We start from the raw sequence: 19802 nt of genomic DNA on the forward strand, positions 1-19802 counted from the left end.
AGTAAAAGTAGAATTGGAGTGGACGACATGGATGCTAAATTATTGGTAGAAAAATATAAGGACCAAATGATAGAGGACTTAATCGGTCTCTTAAAAATCAATAGTGTCAAAGGCGAAAGTACAAATGAAGCACCTTTAGGTCAAGGACCAAAGGAAGCTTTAAATTATATGCTAGAACTAGGTCAAAAAGAAAATTTAACGACAAAAAATATTGAAAATCTTGCCGGTCATATTGAATTTGGTCAAGGAGATAAAATATTCGGGATTTTAGGACACGTCGATGTCGTTCCAGCTGGAAATGGTTGGACAAGTGATCCTTTTGAACCTATTATTAAGAACGGAAATATTTATGCTAGGGGCGTTCAAGATGATAAAGGCCCAACAATAGCTGCCTTTTATGCTTTAAAAATTTTAGAAAATGAAGGCTATCACTTTAATCAGAGAGTGCGTTTGATCATCGGTACTGATGAGGAATCAGATTGGACTTGTACTAAAGCATATTTTGAATCTGAAGAAATGCCGCATGCAGGTTTTTCACCTGATGCTGAGTTTCCTGTTATCCACGGTGAAAAAGGGATGACAACTTTTAATCTTGTACAAACAAAAATTGATAATGAGTTTATCGATGGAGATATTCAACTTAAAGCTTTCGTTTCTGGTGAACGCTATAATATGGTTCCTGATACAGCCGAAGCCAAGTTAAATGTCTTAACAAACATGAGTGCTGTCATTCAAAGTTTCGAAGGCTTTATTAGAAAAACTGGACATAAAGGGTCTTATGAGATCGATCGTGGCTTTTTAAACTTGCAGCTAAATGGTCAAAGTGCACATGGTTCAACACCAGAAGAAGGTGTGAATGCAGGTTTAGAATTACTGAAGTTTTTAACTCTGTTAGAACTTGATCCAAGCGGGCGGAAATTTGTAAACTTTGCAGCGGATTATATCATTGATAACTTTAAAGGTGAGCAGTTTAAAATGAATTACGCTCATGAAGAAATGGGGGAAGTGAGCGTTAATACAGGTATCATCAATTACACTGAAGTCGACGGTGGAGAATTCGGAGTCAACTTACGTTATCCAATCGGCTTTGATTTTGACAGTGGGATTGAACAATATAAAGAAGCAATCCAGGATGAAGGTTTTACAGTCGAAGATGTAACAAATCAAGACGCTCACTACGTTGATAAAAATGATCCACTAGTTCAAACACTACTTGAAAGTTATAGAAGTCATGTTGATGATGAAAGAGAAGCCTTTACTATTGGTGGCGGGACTTATGCTAGAACTCTTGAAAGAGGCGTCGCTTTTGGCGCAATGTTTAAAGATACGGAAGATTCTATGCATCAAAAAGACGAACATATGGCAATAGATGAATTACTTTTAGCAACAACAATTTATTTAGAAGCACTTTATCGATTAACAGTTAATGAATAGACTTTTTCCTATTCCCAGAAAGGTTAAAAACTGTTATACTATTCTTTCGAATGAATCCGTATATTTAACATGTTCTAGTTAAGTTAACTTTAAACAACATCTATTTTTTTATTAATTATAAATATAGAGTTGAATCACAGTAATTCAAGGCTAACATTTAGTTGTCAAAAGTATTCATGCTTTTGGTGCTTGAATTATATGTGTAAACCATATAAAATTTTAATCACGAATTAAATTTGCGCTATTCAACTTTTTGCTAGCGCAAATTTTTATTTGAACGAGGAAACGAGGTGTGAGAATTGGATCATTTCTATCAGCTCGGCTGGCAATTAGACCCTTTAGGAGGTTCATCAGGTGAAGCTTATAAAGCTGAACAAGATGGAAGAAAGCTCTTCTTAAAGCGTAATGCCAGCCCGTTCCTTGCTGCTTTATCTGCCGAAGGTATCGTGCCCAAACTCGTTTGGACTAAACGAATCGAAACGGGAGAAGTCGTCACTGCGCAGCATTGGAAAAATGGCCGGGAGTTGACAAAAGAAGACATGGGTGGTGCAAGAGTTGCTCAGTTAATGAGAAAAATTCACACATCTGAACCTTTACTCACCATGTTGAAACGATTAGGCATGAAGCCTATGCTTCCGGAGTTATTACTATTTAAAATTCAGTCATCGTTGTCGCCTAAAGTGAATGCACATCATGTTGTGAGACAAGCGATCCAATATCTCGAAAACAATGTACCTGCAATCGACATAAAAGATTGCCGAGTATGTCATGGAGATGTTAATCATCATAACTGGTTGCTCTCTGATACGGATGAGCTGTTCCTAGTAGATTGGGAAGGTGCGATGATAGCAGACCCTGCGATCGATCTTGGCATGATTTTATATCCATATGTCAACCGTCGAGATTGGCAAGAATGGCTAAGTGGCTACGGTGTTAAACTATCTAATGATCTACTGGCAAGAATGAAGTGGTATACATTCGTTCAAGCAATTACCATGATTCAATGGTATGAGGATCGTAAAAGATTTAAAGAAATGAATGATTGGATTTTATTCCTCTCTAAAGTAATTGAAAAAGATCGACTTATATAAAAGTGAGAGTAGTGAAGATTTTTGAGAATGCGCAATAAACCATGGGCGTTTGACTATTTAAAGTCAAACGCTCATCTCGTGGATGTCGAAGAAAACTATAAAGGTAGAATCAAGGAGTTTTTCCCTAAAGAACAAGACCTTCATATTGAAATTGGTACAGGTATGGGAACTTTCATTACTAGTTTAGCTGCTAGAAATCCTAATATAAATTATCTCGGTATTGAAATTGATAAAAATGTTATGATTAGAGTTGTGGAAAAAGCTGAAGCATTAAAGCTCGACAACCTAAGACTCGTCTTACTCGATGCAAATCATCTTAATGACTACTTCCAAGTTAGTGAAGTGGATAAAATCTATTTAAACTTCTCAGATCCTTGGCCGAAAAATAGGCATGCTAAAAGACGACTAACTCATAGTACTTTTCTAACATCGTATAAAAGTATTTTAAGAGAAGATGCAATAGTTGAATTCAAGACCGATAATCGGGGACTATTTGAATTTTCCTTGATGTCGATGAATGAATTTGGCATGACTTTTCAAAATATTAATCTTGATGTTCACGCCGAAGAACCAGAAGAAAATATTCGTACAGAATACGAAGAGAAGTTCTCTAGTCAAGGCCATAAAATTTATTGGATACAAGCATCTTTCTAAGGAAAGGTGCTTTTTTATATTCGTGTAATATATGCTAAAGAATGCTAGAATAAAAGGATAAGAAACTAGGAGTGGGTGGATAATATGACACAATTTGATTTTAATAAACCGACAAGTCGTGAAGGTACATACAGTGTGCAATATGATGGCACTGAAGCACTTTTTGGAAAGAAAGGTTTACAACCATTTTGGATTGCGGATATGGATATTCAGACGCCTCAAGCAGTACGCGATGCAATTAAAGCGCGTATAGATAATGGTATTTTTGGCTACACAATGTGGCAAAACGAACGCTTTTATGGCCCAATTAAACACTGGTGGTCTACGCGTTTTAATATTGAATTAGATGAGGCAGACATTCATTATGCAGCTTCTGTCTTATACACTGTCGGTGAGGTCATCAGACAAGTGACAAATGAAGGTGATGGTATCATCTTAACGACACCTTCATATAACTCGTTTCCTAACTTGATTAAAGGGAATGATCGTCAAATTGTTGAGTCTCCTTTATTGTTTGATGAGAATAAAAGAGAGTATCGCCTAGACGTAGAAGGATTTACTGAGCTTTGTCAGAGAGATGATGTGACTTTATATATTCACTGTAATCCTCATAATCCAACAGGAAAAGTCTGGGATAAAGCAGAATTAGAAGAAATCAAAGCAATCTGTCAAGAAAATGATGTGTATTTAATTTCTGATGAAATCCATATGGACTTTGTTAGACCTAAGACGGATTTTGTATCTATGGCGTCACTTTTAAAAGAAAATGATCCTGTACTTGTGACAACATGTTTAGGAAAATCCTTTAACTTAGCAAGTCTGCCGCATTCATATTTTATTACTAAAGACCGTAAAATTATTAAGAATATCAATGATGCGATGGGTGGTAGATACAACGTTAATACAGCATCGAGCTTAGCACTTGCTGCAATTGAAGCGGCTTATTTAGAGTGTGGGGAATGGTTAGATCAATTAAATGAACACATCGATTCTAACTTCCAATTAATCAGTGATTATATCGATGAACATTTAAGCGATAGTTTATCATTTGATATTCCTAAAGCTACTTATTTAGGTTGGGTGAGTTTTGAAAAGTCTGGACTCGATGCAGACACTGTCCATAAAGCCTTGGTAGACATTGGTGGCATCGCCTTATCACCTGGTAAATTGTACTTAGACCATGAGAATAAACACTTCAGATTTAATGTCGCTTCACCACAAGCTAGAATTGAGGATGGCTTAGAGAGAATTAAGAAGACTTTTGATGCTTTAAAATAAAAAAATCATGGGGATTACTGTACAGTAATCTCCATGATTTCAGCTGTATAAGGATCTGCTAAGAAGTTGTATTTCACAGCGTCTGGTTCACTTCCTACATGTAACACTCCGCTAATTGTGTTGGTGTTTAAGCCGAATCTATTTTGACCGTCAGCTTGATAGTCGAGTGAGATGAAAGTAATGTCCTCAAACTGTAAGTGTAAGTTGTCGACAATCTTCTTTGTGTCCACTCTACGGTGTAGTAGTAACCAAACGACAATAGGTATCACTGTTACGCTTAATAGTGTAAATATTAGTAAATTACGCTTCATATGTACATCCTCCTTAGATTTAGTTTACCATAGAAAATTAAAAAATTAATAAGAAAAAGGGGTATTTTAATGGAACTATCACAAAAAACTTTAGAGCGTATGAAAACTTTAACAGAGCTTCATGGAGCACCAGGCTTTGAAGATCAAGTGAGAAACTACATGAAAGAATCTTTATCAGAGTACGCGGATGAAGTGATTCAAGATGGACTTGGGGGAGTCTTCGCAGTTAAGAAAAGTAAGAAAAAAAATGCGCCTAAGGTTATGGTTGCAGCGCACATGGATGAAGTCGGCTTTATGGTGACTGAACTTACAGACAATGGTTTTATCAAGTTCACGCCACTAGGTGGTTGGTCAACGGATGTACTACTCAGCCAGCGCTTTTCAGTCAGAACATCGACGAATGAAGAGATTACGGGCGTCATTGGCAGTGTGCCAGTGCACTTTAGACGTGGGGAATCTAAAGAAACTAAAATCTCAGATATGATGTTAGATGTTGGTGCAGATTCAAAAGAAGAACTCCTTGAAATGGGAATTCAAGAAGGGGACTCAATTGTGCCTAAAGTTGAATTTCAAGTATTGAAAAACGATAAAAAGCTTTTAGCAAAAGCTTGGGATAACCGCTATGGTTGTTTAATTGCTATTGAAGTTCTTGAAGCACTGAAAGATACTGACCTAGATTGTGATCTATACATCGGAGCAAACGTCCAAGAAGAAGTTGGTTTACGTGGTGCTAAGGCGAGTGCCAATATGATTGATCCAGATATTGCCTTTGTCGTAGACTGCTCACCAGCAAATGACATGATGGGTAAAAAAGAGGATATAGGTAAAATTGGAGAAGGTACCTTACTGAGATTATTTGATAGAACAATGATTTTAGCACCAAAAATGAGAAACTTTTTACTTGAAACAGCTGAAAAAGAAAATATTAAATATCAATATTATCATTCACCAGGTGGCACAGATGCGGGCAGCATTCATGTCTCTAACAACGGTGTTATGACAGCAGTAGTTGGTATTTGTTCTAGATACATTCACACAGCAAATTCTATTATTAATTACGAAGACTATCTAAACGCACATAAATTACTTAAAACGCTTATTGTGAATACAAATAAAGAAACAGTTGATAAATTGAGAGGCTAAGCTATGAAAAGAATTCTTCATCGTTGGTTTATAGAGGCTATGTCATTTATGGCACTTGGCTTATTTGGCTCCTTGATTATCGGCTTAATTATCAATACTGCAGCAAGTTATATTCCAGGCCTTGGGTCTTTATCGGTCATAGGTGATGCGGCTCAATCGGTCACTGGAGCAGCTATTGGAGCAGCGATTGCTTACGGTTTGAAATCTCCACCACTCGTTATTTTTTCAGCGATCGCTGTCAGCCAGTTCGCCTATGATTTAGGCGGTGCAGCATCATCATATATCGTCTCTCTCATCGTGATTGAACTGGCAAGACTCTACGCTTCAAAAACTAAATTGGATATAATAATCACGCCTTTAGTTACGCTAATCATTGGATATTTTTCAGCGAGTTTAATCGGAGAAGCAGTTGGTGGTTTAATGACAGGCTTAGGTGAAATTATCATCTTCAGTGTCAGCCAACAACCTTTTGTTATGGGTATATTGGTCAGCGTAATTTTTGGAGTGACACTAACAGCCCCCTTATCGAGTGCAGCACTTGCTTTAATGTTAGACTTAAGTGGACTCGCAGCTGGTGCAGCTGTGATCGGATGTTGTTGTCATATGGTTGGTCTTAGCGCCACGAGTTATCGAGACAATGGAATATCTGGAGTGATTTCCATTGGAATTGGAACTTCTATGTTACAGGTACCAAACATCTTGAAAAATCCTTTTATCATCGTTCCACCAGTCTTATCCAGTGCGATTATTGCACCGATTATGACAGTCTTTTTCCCGATGGAAAACAACGCTGCAGGAGCGGGAATGGGGACAAGTGGTTTTGTCGGACAAATCATGGCAATTGAGACGATGGGCCTCTCAATGAATACGATTATTTTAATCTTAGTATTTCATATTATTTTACCTCTGATTATTACTTTGATATTCTATAAGCTGTTTAGACACTTCGGCTTAATTAAGGATCAGGACCAGCTGATTAGTTTAGGAAAATGATTTGGAGGCAAACATGAATATTTATAAATTTCGTGATTTGATTTTAGAAAAATTAAATGACAATCAAGTCACATACAATCATAAATTTGATCGAGAAAAAGAAGAGTTAAGAGTTGAAAGACCAGATAATAATAAAGGTATTACCATCGCTTTATCTAAAGCGGTAAATAAAGCTAAAAATGATATTAAACTAGTTGATGAAATCGCTTATTATGTAGAAGAGACTCTTAAGCGTATGGCAGATGATGAAGGCATAGATGCAGCTGAAGCGGTAATTTATCCAGTTGTTAGAGCGACAAGCTTTGCCAAGGAATCTAAACAAGGCGATCCTTTTATCATCACACCACACACCAATGAAACTAATATTTATTATGCAGTTGATTTTGACAAATCTTATCGCTTGATAGATCAAAAGCTCTTGGAAGATATGGACATGACTAAAGAAGATTTAACAGTTGTGGCGCATAATAATTTGATGAGTCTACCAATAGACGTGAAGATGGAAACCATTCAGGATAATGACTTTTATTTCGTCAATCACAACGATGGTTATGATTCATCAAGAATACTGAACACAGATTTCTTAAATGACATGTTTTCTAAGATGGAAGGCGAAATGATGGTTGGCTTACCACATCAAGACGTATTGATTATTGCAGATTGTAAAAACAATGTAGGCTATGACATTATGGCACAGATGATGATGCAGTATTTTGCTGAAGGTCTGACACCGATTACGTCTCTATCATTTTCATACGATGGCAATAAATTCCAACCGGTATTTATCCTAGGTAAACAAAAGAATTACAATAAAAACAAAGACAAAGAATAGAGGTAAACAATTTGAGAATCACATATAATTTGGACCATATTGGTGATGTTTTGCTAGTGTCACTTAAGAAGAGCGACCAAGTAACATACGAAAAAAAGGGAGATATTACCCTTATTAAAGATGGACAAGAAGTCATCGGCTTAAATATTTTTAATGCTTCAAAAAACCTTGACTTCACTAGTGATCAAGTTGATGATTATGAAATTCTAGTGCCAAAAATTAATAACTTCCTTAAGAAAAATGACATTGAACCTTTAGAATTCGATATTTCACCAAAGTTTATTGTGGGTAAAGTTATTGAAAAATCGGCGCATCCTGATGCTGATAAACTTAATGTGACTAAAGTTGACATAGGTACAGAATTGCTACAAATCGTTTGTGGAGCACCAAATGTTGAAGTGGACCAAAAGGTCGTTGTTGCAACAGTTGGAGCCATTATGCCTGATGGGCTCTACATTAAGCCATCAAGTTTACGCGGGGTAAATTCGAACGGCATGATATGTTCAAAGAAAGAAATGAACTTAGAAGATGATGGAAAAAAAGGAATCTATGTGCTAGATGATTCATATGAAATAGGGCAAGTATTCCCAGTTTAAGTAAAGGTGAGATTATATGGTGAGAAGAAGACGAGAGTTTAATAAAGACAGTCGCATCAATGATAATAAAAGAGAATCGTTTAAGTTTCCGCTTGATATAGACAATTCAAGTCTATCCAATGATGACCAAGACGTAAGGACTCCGTCTGATCAACCATCTGTATATAACAAGCGTGATTCCAAAGAAGAAAAATATCAGTTAACAAGACCTTCTGTAAAAAGACCAACTAGACATACTATCCTTAAAGCAAGAGACATACCGTCTGCAATATACGGCTCTAAGAGAAAGCAACCTGAACGAGATAGTAAAGAAGTATATGGTGAGAAATTTAAAAACTATAATTCGATTATTGTCAGTCAAATCGTTAAGGAACGTAAAGAGAAGGAACAGCGACAAAGAGATATCAAGAAAAAAGAAAATCAGCGTCGAGCTCAACTAGCAGCAGAAGAAAAAAGAAGAAAAGCGCGTATACAGAATGGCGAAATTTCTGATAAAAAAACTGGTGCTAAAAAGAAAGAAAAAGAGCGTCTTAGTGTTCTTGGATCTAAAGAAGAAGTGTTGAGGAAAAAACAGTTACAAAATCAGTCTAAAAGATTAGGCCCGAGTATGAGTCAACCAGGTATCAGTATACTTGGAGACTATCAAGAAACGGATTATCAAGAAGCGGATAAGTTGTTAATTAACCGAATTAACGAAGCTTTTGATACACTAGGTGTTGAGGGTAAAGTAATCGGTTATGTGTCAAATGGAATCATAGGTCGTTATGAAGTGAAGCTAAACCGTTCTTTTAGAGTGGCGAATGTTCCACACTTAAATCAAGCCTTGAAAAAGAATCTAGGATTAGATCATTTGAGAATTATGAGTCCACTGATTGGCACTTCAAACATTGGCTTAGAAGTCCCATTATCAGAAGTTAATCCTATTACTTTTAGAACCTTATTTGAATCAAGTAGTTTAAAACTTCGTAAAAATGACTTTAAATTTGTCTTAGGTAAAACAGTAGATGATAAAATATTTAGTTATGAACTTAGTAAGGCTGGCCATATCTTGGTCTACGGCAATCAAACACTTTATGATACACAACCTGTAGATATGATTCTCTTAAGTCTACTGATGAATCACAGTCCACATGATTTAAGGATTTCAGTCATTGCTGAAGATGATAGCTATGATGATTACTTGGATGTCCCTCACCTATTCGGACACAAAGTGAGCCCGAGTTCAGAACATGCTTTACTAGATGTATTAACTGAGTTAAACAATAGAAATGTACAATTTAGACGCGCGCATGTTAGAAATATACAGAGTTATAATAATCGAGTGAAATTTGAATCAGAGAAAGCGACTATGGTAGTTGTCATCGATGACCTTCAAGGTATTTTAACAAACGAAAATCCAGAAGTTCCACGTGCACTGATTCAAATTCTAAGACAAGGTAAACCACTCGGTATTCATGTAATTGCAAATTATAAAAACACTGATCAAAATATTAGATATGAATTACTACAATTGATGCAAACAAAAATCTCATTTTATGATGAGGACAGTGATGTGGTAAATAGTTCGAATGAACTGACTGAAGGGAATGATACTTTAGTAGTGATTCCAACTTCTAATAAACCGAATCGCGTCTCTATCGGTCAGGTGAGTAAACTGGTCAGACAAAGTGTCTTTGACCATATAAAACATAATAATCGATGAAAGCTTGGTGTAATCGTGAATAAATATCATTTTATCGGAATCAAAGGTGCAGGAATGAGTGCCTTAGCCCAGGTACTGCATGACATTGGTCACACTGTACAGGGTTCAGATATTACCGCAGAGGTGTTTACAGAAGGGCCTTTGCGTAAAAAAAATATAAAGATACTTCCTTTTTCCGAAGATAATGTCGTAGAAGGTTTTACCTACATTGCAGGTAATGCTTTCAAAGATGATCATCCAGAGATTAAAAAAGCAAGAGAAAAAGGTTACGAAGTGATTCGTTATCACATCTTCCTAGCAGACTTTATGAGTAAATATATATCTATTGCAGTCACTGGTTCACATGGTAAAACGTCGACGACCGGTTTACTTTCTCATGTAATGAACGGGTCTGTGGATACAACTTATTTAATCGGTGATGGAACAGGTTTTGGTTTACCTAAAAGTGAATACTTTGCTTTTGAATCTTGTGAATACAAACGACATTTCTTAAGTTATTATCCCGATTATGCAATCATTACCAACATAGATTTTGATCACCCTGACTATTTTGAAGATATTGCTGACGTAGTGGACGCCTTTAAGGAAATGGCCTCACAAGTTCAAAAATGTATTGTAATGTATGGTGGAGATCCATATGTTTCTGATATTAAAAAAGTATCAAAACGTGTCTTAACTTACGGTATAGACAGTGATGATGATATTGTTGCATCCAATGTAGAAGTCAGTGAAGAGGGGACATCTTTTGATGTCACTATTAATGGAAAATATTTAGATAGATTCCAAACGCCAATGTTCGGAGACCATCTAATTTTAAATTCCTTGGCTGTGATTGGTGTTTCTTACCTAGATAACTTAGACTTAGAAGCGATTAAAGCATCCTTTTTATCATACGGTGGAGTCAAGCGCCGTTTTTCAGAAACTAAGTTACACAATATGGTTATTGTTGATGACTATGCTCACCATCCAAAAGAAATAGAGGCAACCTTAGAGACTGCTCGTAAAAAATATCCAGAGCGTGAAATTATATCAGTCTTTCAACCACATACATTTTCAAGAACTGAAAAGTTTTTAAATGAATTTGCCAGTGCACTATCACTGTCAGATAAAGCTTATATTGTAGATATTTTTGGCTCTGCTAGAGAAGAGAGTGGCAATTTATCTTCTAAAGATCTAGTAGATATTATCCCTGGTTCAGAACTTTTAACTGAAGCAAATTTAGAAGGTTTAGACCGTCACTCTGATGGTGTAATTATCTTTATGGGTGCTGGAGATATTCAAAAATATGAGAAACGCTTTACAGAATTATTATCTTAGTAATAAAAGTAATTAATTTTATGTTTATTTTGTTGCCAATTAGGCTATGATAATTAAGAATACAGTTAAGATATAATGGAGGCGTTAAAATGGATTGGCAAATAGTTTTATACATTGCCGCAGGCATAGCAGCAATTGCATTCTTAGTTCTATGTATTGCGATTGCAGTTGTATTATTCTCAGTTAAGAAAAACCTAGACCATGTAGCAAACACATTGGATGGTTTAGATGGACAAATTCAAGGTATTACACGTGAATCAACTGACTTACTTCACAAATCAAATAGACTTGTTGAAGACATTCAAGGTAAATCAGAAAAACTTAATGCAGTGGTTGATGCTGTACAAGGCGTTGGTTACTCAGTAACTAACTTAAATGACTCAGTTGACCGTGTAACAAATTCTATTACTCACAATATTTCACAAAATGAGGAAAAAATTTCTCAAGTTGTGCAATGGTCAAATGTTGCAATGGAAATAGCTGACAAATGGCAAGTAAGACAAAAACAACGTAACAATGCTTATAACAAAGTAAACGTTGATGCCAAAAATAATCTATAAGTGCTTTTAAACTCTGTTAGGAGGTTAGCATATGGAGACGTACAATCGAGATCGATATATCAAAGGCTTAGATAGCTATGATATTGATGTAGAAAAATCAACCGGAAGAGATTTTACTTTTGGTTTAGCAGTAGGACTCTTAGTAGGGGTCGTTGGTGGTCTCTTTATTGCTCCTAAATCTGGAGATGCTTTACGCGATGATTTAAATCGTATAAAAGAATCGGTCAATAATGATTCAAATGATGGTCCATCATTGACTGAAACTCTAGACGAAAAATTTTCTGATGTTAAAGAAAAATTTGTTAACAAGAAAGCTGAAATGGATGAAAAATCTAGAATTAAAAAACTAGATAACTCAGAAGTTCAAGCTCAGAAAAGAGCAATTCAAGATGAAGTTTCAGATGAACAACTGAAAAATGCCAACGTTGTCGATATGTCAAAATATCGAGAATAAATTACAAATAAATGATGATTTTTGTAGAAATATTCAGTCACTTTTAGTGGCTGAATTTTTTTGGTATAATATTGGTATATTTATGCTTTAGCAAACGGGAAAAATTTGTTATCATATATAAAACGCTTACATTATTTGCGAGAAGACTCGGAGGGATAGTATGACAGTAACGATATATGACGTGGCGAGAGAAGCGAAAGTCTCTATGGCAACAGTTTCTAGAGTCTTGAACGGCAATCCAAATGTCAAACCAGAAACAAGAAAAAAAGTAAAAGATGTCATTGATCGACTTAACTATAGACCAAATGCGGTAGCACGTGGTTTAGCAAGTAAAAAAACAACAACAGTAGGTGTCATTATTCCTGATATTTCAGACCTTTACTATTCAGCTTTAGCAAGAGGGCTAGAGGACGTTGCTGAAATGTATAATTACCAAATTATTATAACTAATACTGATCAGGATAGTCAAAAAGAAGAAAATGCCTTTTTAAACCTTGTATCTAAACAAGTCGATGGAATTATTTTCTTAGGTGGTAAATTAAGCGGGAAAGTTAGAGAAGATATTGAGCGTGCTAACATTCCTGTTGTAATTTGCGGAAGTGGTCAAGATGCAATAGAGGTACCAAGTGTTAATATTAATTATTATGAAGCTGCTAAAGAAATCGCAAGTAAATTTATTGCAGATGATACTAAACATCTTGGCTTTGTCACTGGTGGATATTCACGTTACCAAGAAAATCTTATGCTCGAAGGCATGAAAGCTGCTTTTAGTGATGCAGGTTTAAACGGTGATGATTATATCATGCTTGAAGAAGCACGTGATTATGATTCAGGGCGTGACATCTTCCCTAAATTAATTGACAATAACCGTGATGCAGTCATTGTTGTTAGTGATGAAGCTGCAATTGGCATTTTACATGGAGGACATGATCATGGTGTGGCAATGCCACAACGCTTACAAATCGTGTCATGTTCAAATACTAGATTAGTGACTATGGTAAGACCTAAAATCTCTAGTATTTCTGTTCCTTTATATGACATCGGAGCAGTTGGCATGCGGCTTTTAACTAAGTTAATGAATGAAGAAAAAGTTGATTCAAGTGTGGTTGAATTACCTTATTCAGTTGAATATAGAACGACTACAAGATAAAAACAGATCGGAGTAAAACTCCGATCTGTTTTTATCTTATTGGTCAAAATACATAAGTATTCGGTCCAAAGTACTCCTATTTTTTTCGGTAATTTCTATTTTTCTTGGTATTGTCATATAGTCATCTAAGTCATCTTCCCATTTATTTGGAAAAAGAACCTGACACTGATCTTTATAACTTGATATAAATTGATCAGGTAAATATCCTCTCGGCGCATCAATGTCTTTCATTGCTAACCATATTTGACTCCACATACGTGGAACGACTTGCCAAATATTGTAGCCACCGCCACCAAGTGCGATCCATTTTCCATCAGTATACTTATCTGCCATTTCCTTAACGAATCTTGGTATTTTTTCATAAGACTTTGAAGTTAAGGATAGGTGAGTCATCGGGTCTCTGTAGTGAGCATCAACACCGTTTTGACTTAAAATAATATCTGGTTGAAACTTTTGTATCGCTTTTTCTAAACTCTCTGTAAATACCTCGATAAAAGAATCATCTTCTGTAAAAGCATCGATTGGGATATTGACTGTATAGCCAAAACCTTCTTCGGTTCCTCGCTCAGTTGCACTGCCTGTACCAGGGAAAAGATAGCGGCCAGTTTCATGGATGGAATATGTAACGATATCATTACGTGCATAAAATGACCATTGTACTCCGTCACCGTGATGAGCATCTGTATCAACATAAAGCACTTTTTTAGCATATTTTCTAGTGATATATTCACATGCAATTGCTGCATCATTGTAGATACAAAAACCACTCGCTTTACCTTGGAAGCCGTGGTGTAAACCGCCTGCTAAACTCACAGCTTGCTTAGTTGCACCAGACATGACTAAGTCCACTGCAGTTAAACTTGCACCGACGATTAAAGAACATTTTTCATGCATATCTTGAAAGTTCGGAGTATCATCGGTATTCAAACCATATTTGATCTCATCTTCATGACTTAATTCCCCATGACCAGCTTTTTGTACAGCTGAAATATAATCATGTGAATGGACTAACTCTAACTCTTCTAAGGTAGCTGTTCTTGGCTTGACTAGATCACTTTCTTTAAGAAAATCAGAATCCATTAATAAATCTTTAGTTAATTTTAGTCTCATCTGATTAAAGGGATGAGTATCGCTAAAGCGATATTTTAATAATTCATCATCGTAAACAAAAAGAGGTTTCATCAGTGCATCCCACCCGGACTGATTACATTGAATCCAGCTTCTTCCAGCTTTTCAATGGCTATAAGTGGGTTCATAGCTTCAATTCTTAAGACAATAATCTTATGACCTTTTTTCTCTGAATTCGCGTAGATAGAAATACTTGCGATTTTTATATTTAAATCCTTAAAAATTTTACCGAGATCATAGATGATTCCCATACGATCTTGAATATCAATTTCAATAATAGATCCAGGTTCTCTAATACCTGTAAGTTCTAAAAAGGTATTGAGCATATCTTTTTGAGTCACAATACCTACAATTTTTTTCCCACGCATGACAGGAATTGCTCCAATTCCGTAATGATAAAAATCCTTAGCAATTTCTTCAACAAAATCAAGTGGATGACAAGTTGTGACTTGTTGACGCATTATTTTATTGAGTTGTAAATCTAGTGAGATATCTTGATCTTCTCCTGCTATGGAAGGGAGTGCTAGATTCAGGTCTTTATCAGAAACAATACCGACTAAATCATTATTATCATCAACGATGGGGATGTGACGAAAAGAGAGTCTACTCATTAAATTCATGGCGGAGTGGATCGTGTCGTCCTCGTGCAGTGTTTCTACAGGGCTGGTCATTATTCTTTCAACTAACATGATAAATTTCACCTTTCGTCAGATCAAAAATCTATTTTTAAAACGTATTTCGTCAAATTGTTGCATCTGTCTATCATTGATATTTTTACCGATTCTAGCCATCAAAGTATTTGCAGGATGGCCAGTGATTTCAGGATCATTAGTTTGGAATACTTCAAACCCTGCAACTTTCATCAGCTTAATCATTAAATCTTTATATTCATATACATCGAGGCCTGAGTTTTTCAAGTCCCAATGCCAATAGTACTCAGTGGTAATGATAATATAATTTTCTACAAAGTCGTCCTTGATTGATAACTCTAGCATGAGACTCGCTAAGCTTAAACCTCTATAGGCTAAAGATACTTCGATGGCACCGAGTTCCATGATGAAAGGATGATTACCATCAGACCATCTTTCTAAAGGATCTGGATGTAGAAAAGTAACGTAGCCAATGATGGTATCTTCGACACGACAAATAATAATTCTACCTTCATCTAAATCAGCGATTTCTTTCAGCGCTTTAAATTGATCATCAGGGCGTCTAAAAGCAGTCAAACTTTGATCAAAATTATACTGCTCAAGTGTTTTAGCTGGTAGTGGCCCTTCGATAATTATCGTTTGACCTTCTTGTTTAATCTTACTTTGAAAAAAGGTTTTATGATGTTTCAACAAAACACCCCTTAATTTAAGTCACTATAATATACTTTATATTATATATGAGAGCGCTTATATAAAAAAGTGAAAACGGTTTAATTATATATGAGAAAATTTGCTTTATTTAGACTTTTTCATAGAATTTCAAGTATACTTTCAATATAATAGCTTTATACAAAAAAATAAAATTACAAATAGGGGGCGTCGTTAAGATGAAAGTAGAAATATACAAAGCGACCGATCAACATGCCAATATGCCGAATTATGATGAGGCACAAGAAAATTTATCATGGGATGAGGTAGAAAAAGCATTTAGTTGGTATGACACAGGAAAAATTAATATGGCCTATGAGACTATTGATAGACATGTCCATGATGGTTATGGCGATAAGATTGCCTTACATTATAAATTAGATGATGATATTCAATCATACACTTTTAAAGAAATGATGGAAAACTCAAACAAAGCAGCGAATGTCTTAAAAGATATCGGTGTTAAAAAAGGAGATCGTGTTTTCATATTTATGGCACGTTCACCTGAGCTGTATTTTACTTTATTAGGCGCTTTAAAAATTGGTGCGATCGTTGGACCTTTATTTGAAGCATTTATGGAAAAAGCAGTCAAAGACCGCTTAGAAAACTCTGAAGCATCTACTATTATTACAACAAGTGAACTGGTAGGTAGAGTACCAGTGGATGAGCTGCCTGATTTACAGCATGTCGTCGTTGTAGGAGACCAAGTAGATGAAGATCAAATTAACTTTAGAGAATTGTACCAAGATGCAAGTGATGAATTCGATATAGAGTGGCTAGATAAGGAAGATGGCTTAATCCTTCACTATACATCAGGATCTACTGGACAACCAAAAGGTGTCTTACATGTTCAAGAAGCGATGGTTCAACAGTATATTTCAGGTAAATACGTCTTGGATTTAAAAGAGGATGACATCTACTGGTGTACAGCAGATCCAGGCTGGGTAACAGGGACATCCTATGGAATTTTCGCACCATGGTTAAACCGTACAACTAACGTTGTTGTAGGCGGTAGATTTTCTCCAGAATCATGGTACGACGCACTTGAAAAACTAAAAGTGACTGTTTGGTATTCAGCTCCAACAGCCTTTAGAATGCTGATGGGTGCGAGTGATGATATCATCGAAAAATATGATTTATCATCGCTAAGACATGTTTTATCAGTTGGTGAACCTCTAAACCCTGAAGTTGTAAAATGGGGAATGGATGTTTATAAACTTAGAATCCATGACACTTGGTGGATGACTGAAACTGGTGCGCATATGATCGTTAATTTCCCTTCTCTTGATATTAAGGCAGGGTCTATGGGTAAACCATTACCAGGCGTTGAAGCAACAATTATAGATGATCAAGGTAATGAGCTTCCACCTAACCGTATGGGGAATCTCGCACTGAAAAAAGGCTGGCCAGCTATGATGCGTGAAATTTGGAAGAATAAGCCTAAATATGATTCATACTTCATTGGAGATTGGTATATTTCTGGTGACTCAGCTTATAAAGATGAAGAAGGGTATTTCTGGTTCCAAGGTCGTGTAGACGATGTCATCATGACAGCAGGTGAACGTGTGGGACCGTTTGAAATTGAATCCAAACTCGTCGAGCATGAAGCGGTACAAGAAGCTGGAGTCATTGGTAAGCCAGATCCAATACGTGGTGAAATTGTCAAAGCCTTTATCGCTTTAAGAGAAGGTTATGAACCGACAGATGAATTAAAAGAAGAAATTAGAGTGTTTGTTAAAAATGGTTTAGCTGCTCATGCAGCCCCTAGAGAAATAGAATTTAAAGATAGCCTACCAAAAACACGTTCAGGTAAAATTATGAGACGTGTGCTCAAGGCTTGGGAATTAGACTTGCCTGCTGGCGATTTATCATCTATGGATGATAACTAATTGCGGATTTATAAGGAAAATTTCTCAAATTTAGGAAAGTAGACCGTTTTCATGGTCTGCTTTCATTTTTTATGTAATAATGATTATGGAGTTGTGAAATCGATTTACAACGTACAATTACTTTTTAGGAGCTGAGAAGATGGCACATTTGACTGACCAAGAAATTGCGTCCCAAGCAACACTACAACCAATTCAAGATATCGCTGAAAAAGCAGGTATTCCTGAAGATGCGTTAGAAATGTATGGGAAGTACAAAGCGAAAGTAGACATCCACAAACTCGAAGGAGACAAAGAAAAATCTAAGATTGTTCTTGTTTCTGCGATGAACCCAACACCAGCTGGTGAAGGTAAATCTACAGTTACTGTTGGCTTGAGTGATGCTTTCAACAAAATTGGTAAAAATGTAATGGTCGCTTTACGTGAACCTTCACTAGGACCTGTAATGGGTGTTAAAGGTGGAGCAACAGGTGGCGGACAAGCACAAGTACTACCAATGGAAGAAATTAACTTACATTTTAATGGTGACTTGCACGCAATTACTACAGCAAACAATGCCCTAAGTGCATTCATCGATAACCATATTCACCAAGGTAATAAATTAAATATTGATCCACGTCGCGTTTCTTGGAAACGTGTAATTGACATGAACGACCGCGCTTTACGTGAAGTTGTCGTAGGACTAGGTGGACCGACTAAAGGTGTTCCACGTCAAGATGGTTTTGATATTACTGTTGCTAGTGAGATTATGGCTATACTTTGCTTATCAAATGATATCATCGATCTTAAAGAAAAATTATCTAAGATTGTATTCGGTTATACTTATGACAAAAAACCTGTCACAGTTGGAGAATTAGAAGTTGAAGGTGCTTTAGCACTACTACTTAAAGAAGCAATTAAACCAAACCTTGTACAAACAATGGAAGGTACTCCAGCACTTATTCATGGTGGACCATTCGCTAACATTGCACACGGTTGTAACTCAATCATTGCAACAAACACTGCTAGACAGCTTGCAGATATTGTTGTTACTGAATGTGGTTTTGGTTCAGACTTAGGTGGAGAGAAATTCATGGATATTAAAGCACGTATGGGTGGCTTTAAACCTGATGCGATTGTTTTAGTCGCAACAATCCGTGCACTTAAGATGAATGGTGGAGTTGCTAAATCTGATTTAGGTGAAGCTAATGTCGATGCACTTAAAGACGGTGTAGCTAACCTAGGTAAACACATCGAAAACGCTCGTAAATTTGGTGTTGAACCAGTAATCGCACTAAACGATTTTGTTACAGACACAGATGAAGAAAGAAACTTTGTACTAGACTGGTGTAGAGAACAAAATGTACGCGTTGCACTTACACAAGTTTGGGAAAAAGGTGGCGACGGTGGTGTCGAACTAGCTGAACAAGTTCTAGAAGCAATTGAAGCTGGTAATGACTTCCGTCATCTATATGAAGATGAACTACCAATCGCAGATAAAATTAATAAAATTGTTACTGAAGTTTATGGTGGTGACGGCGTTGTTCTTACTGATAAAGCTAAGAAACAAATTGCTGACATCGAAGCTAACGGTTGGGGCAACTTCCCAGTATGTATGGCTAAAACTCAGTACTCACTTTCAGATGATCCTAAGAAACTTGGTCGTCCAAGTGGATTTACAGTAACAGTTCGTGAAGTAGTTGCTAAAGCAGGTGCAGGATTCGTTGTTGCACTGACTGGTGACATCATGACTATGCCTGGACTTCCAAAAGTTCCTTCAGCTATTAACATGGATGTTAATGCAGATGGTAGCTCAACTGGATTATTCTAAGAAGTATTTCTTTAAGTACCTAACTTGTTTTAAAACAAGTTAGGTACTTTTTTTGTAGTTATATAATAGAAGCATGAAAATATCCCTAGCATATGCTAGGGATAT

At 36.3% G+C, this 19802-nt stretch carries 19 protein-coding genes; 15 read left to right on the forward strand and 4 right to left on the reverse strand.

What is annotated here, in order from left to right:
* The first annotated feature begins 27 nt into the window (after window positions 1-27).
* The 4 genes from pepV (at window position 28) to JEOSCH030_RS04925 (ending at window position 4457) form a co-directional block, all read left to right on the forward strand.
* Window positions 28-1434 (forward strand): dipeptidase PepV, encoded by a 1407-nt coding sequence (gene pepV / locus JEOSCH030_RS04910; RefSeq protein ID WP_185125515.1) that lies wholly within the window; start codon window positions 28-30, stop codon window positions 1432-1434.
* A gap of 299 nt (window positions 1435-1733) precedes the next feature.
* Window positions 1734-2525 (forward strand): phosphotransferase family protein, encoded by a 792-nt coding sequence (locus JEOSCH030_RS04915; RefSeq protein WP_185125516.1) that lies wholly within the window; start codon window positions 1734-1736, stop codon window positions 2523-2525.
* 21 nt (window positions 2526-2546) lie between these two features.
* Window positions 2547-3179 carry a tRNA (guanosine(46)-N7)-methyltransferase TrmB gene (gene trmB / locus JEOSCH030_RS04920; RefSeq protein ID WP_185125517.1) on the forward strand — a complete coding sequence of 211 codons (633 nt, stop codon included), beginning with the start codon at window positions 2547-2549 and terminating at the stop codon, window positions 3177-3179.
* A gap of 84 nt (window positions 3180-3263) precedes the next feature.
* Window positions 3264-4457: a MalY/PatB family protein gene (locus JEOSCH030_RS04925; RefSeq protein ID WP_185125518.1), complete on the forward strand. Its 1194-nt coding sequence runs from the start codon at window positions 3264-3266 to the stop codon at window positions 4455-4457.
* 14 nt (window positions 4458-4471) lie between these two features.
* Here JEOSCH030_RS04925 and JEOSCH030_RS04930 read toward each other — a convergent pair whose 3' ends face one another.
* Entirely contained in the window at window positions 4472-4768 is a 297-nt protein-coding gene (locus JEOSCH030_RS04930) for a hypothetical protein (protein WP_185125519.1), read from the reverse strand.
* Window positions 4769-4837: 69 nt separating this feature from the next.
* Here JEOSCH030_RS04930 and JEOSCH030_RS04935 point away from each other — a divergent pair, with 69 nt between their 5' ends.
* The 9 genes from JEOSCH030_RS04935 to ccpA all read left to right on the forward strand — a co-directional run bounded on the left by JEOSCH030_RS04935 (window position 4838) and on the right by ccpA (window position 13515).
* Complete coding sequence (locus tag JEOSCH030_RS04935) at window positions 4838-5911, forward strand: M42 family metallopeptidase (RefSeq protein WP_185125520.1); 1074 nt, start codon at window positions 4838-4840, stop codon at window positions 5909-5911.
* A 3-nt stretch (window positions 5912-5914) separates the two neighbouring features.
* A complete protein-coding gene (locus JEOSCH030_RS04940; RefSeq protein WP_185125521.1) occupies window positions 5915-6904 on the forward strand; it encodes a PTS transporter subunit IIC in 990 nt (329 codons plus the stop codon).
* 13 nt (window positions 6905-6917) lie between these two features.
* Window positions 6918-7736, forward strand: a complete 819-nt coding sequence (locus JEOSCH030_RS04945; RefSeq protein ID WP_185125522.1) for a DUF1444 family protein — start codon at window positions 6918-6920, stop codon at window positions 7734-7736.
* Window positions 7737-7747: 11 nt separating this feature from the next.
* On the forward strand, window positions 7748-8332 hold the full coding sequence (ytpR, locus tag JEOSCH030_RS04950) for a YtpR family tRNA-binding protein (protein WP_185125523.1): 585 nt from the start codon (window positions 7748-7750) through the stop codon (window positions 8330-8332).
* 16 nt (window positions 8333-8348) lie between these two features.
* Window positions 8349-10034, forward strand: a complete 1686-nt coding sequence (locus JEOSCH030_RS04955) for a DNA translocase FtsK (protein ID WP_185125524.1) — start codon at window positions 8349-8351, stop codon at window positions 10032-10034.
* Window positions 10035-10049: 15 nt separating this feature from the next.
* On the forward strand, window positions 10050-11351 hold the full coding sequence (gene murC / locus JEOSCH030_RS04960; RefSeq protein ID WP_185125525.1) for a UDP-N-acetylmuramate--L-alanine ligase: 1302 nt from the start codon (window positions 10050-10052) through the stop codon (window positions 11349-11351).
* 89 nt (window positions 11352-11440) lie between these two features.
* On the forward strand, window positions 11441-11911 hold the full coding sequence (locus JEOSCH030_RS04965; protein WP_185125526.1) for a DUF948 domain-containing protein: 471 nt from the start codon (window positions 11441-11443) through the stop codon (window positions 11909-11911).
* Window positions 11912-11942: 31 nt separating this feature from the next.
* Window positions 11943-12365, forward strand: coding sequence for a YtxH domain-containing protein (locus tag JEOSCH030_RS04970; RefSeq protein ID WP_185125527.1), 423 nt, complete (start codon window positions 11943-11945; stop codon window positions 12363-12365).
* 160 nt (window positions 12366-12525) lie between these two features.
* A complete protein-coding gene (gene ccpA / locus JEOSCH030_RS04975) occupies window positions 12526-13515 on the forward strand; it encodes a catabolite control protein A (RefSeq protein WP_185125528.1) in 990 nt (329 codons plus the stop codon).
* Window positions 13516-13551: 36 nt separating this feature from the next.
* On the opposite strand, the gene JEOSCH030_RS04980 is transcribed toward ccpA, so the two are convergent.
* From JEOSCH030_RS04980 to JEOSCH030_RS04990, 3 genes are read right to left on the reverse strand one after another with little or no spacing between them, the layout of a single operon-like run.
* Window positions 13552-14697, reverse strand: coding sequence for an acetoin utilization protein AcuC (locus JEOSCH030_RS04980; protein ID WP_185125529.1), 1146 nt, complete (start codon window positions 14695-14697; stop codon window positions 13552-13554).
* Entirely contained in the window at window positions 14697-15332 is a 636-nt protein-coding gene (locus JEOSCH030_RS04985) for a CBS and ACT domain-containing protein (protein WP_185125530.1), read from the reverse strand. Before JEOSCH030_RS04985 ends, JEOSCH030_RS04980 begins: the two co-directional genes overlap by 1 nt.
* A gap of 18 nt (window positions 15333-15350) precedes the next feature.
* Window positions 15351-15983, reverse strand: coding sequence for a GNAT family N-acetyltransferase (locus JEOSCH030_RS04990; protein ID WP_185125531.1), 633 nt, complete (start codon window positions 15981-15983; stop codon window positions 15351-15353).
* Between the two features lie 197 nt (window positions 15984-16180).
* Between JEOSCH030_RS04990 and acsA the strand changes: the two genes are divergently transcribed.
* Together acsA and JEOSCH030_RS05000 are read left to right on the forward strand one after the other, a co-directional pair.
* Window positions 16181-17890, forward strand: a complete 1710-nt coding sequence (acsA, locus tag JEOSCH030_RS04995) for an acetate--CoA ligase (protein WP_185125532.1) — start codon at window positions 16181-16183, stop codon at window positions 17888-17890.
* 139 nt (window positions 17891-18029) lie between these two features.
* Window positions 18030-19697: a formate--tetrahydrofolate ligase gene (locus JEOSCH030_RS05000; RefSeq protein WP_185125533.1), complete on the forward strand. Its 1668-nt coding sequence runs from the start codon at window positions 18030-18032 to the stop codon at window positions 19695-19697.
* Window positions 19698-19802 lie beyond the last annotated feature (105 nt).

The organism is Jeotgalicoccus meleagridis, assembly GCF_903994045.1.
GTDB classification, from domain to species: Bacteria; Bacillota; Bacilli; order Staphylococcales; family Salinicoccaceae; genus Jeotgalicoccus; species Jeotgalicoccus meleagridis.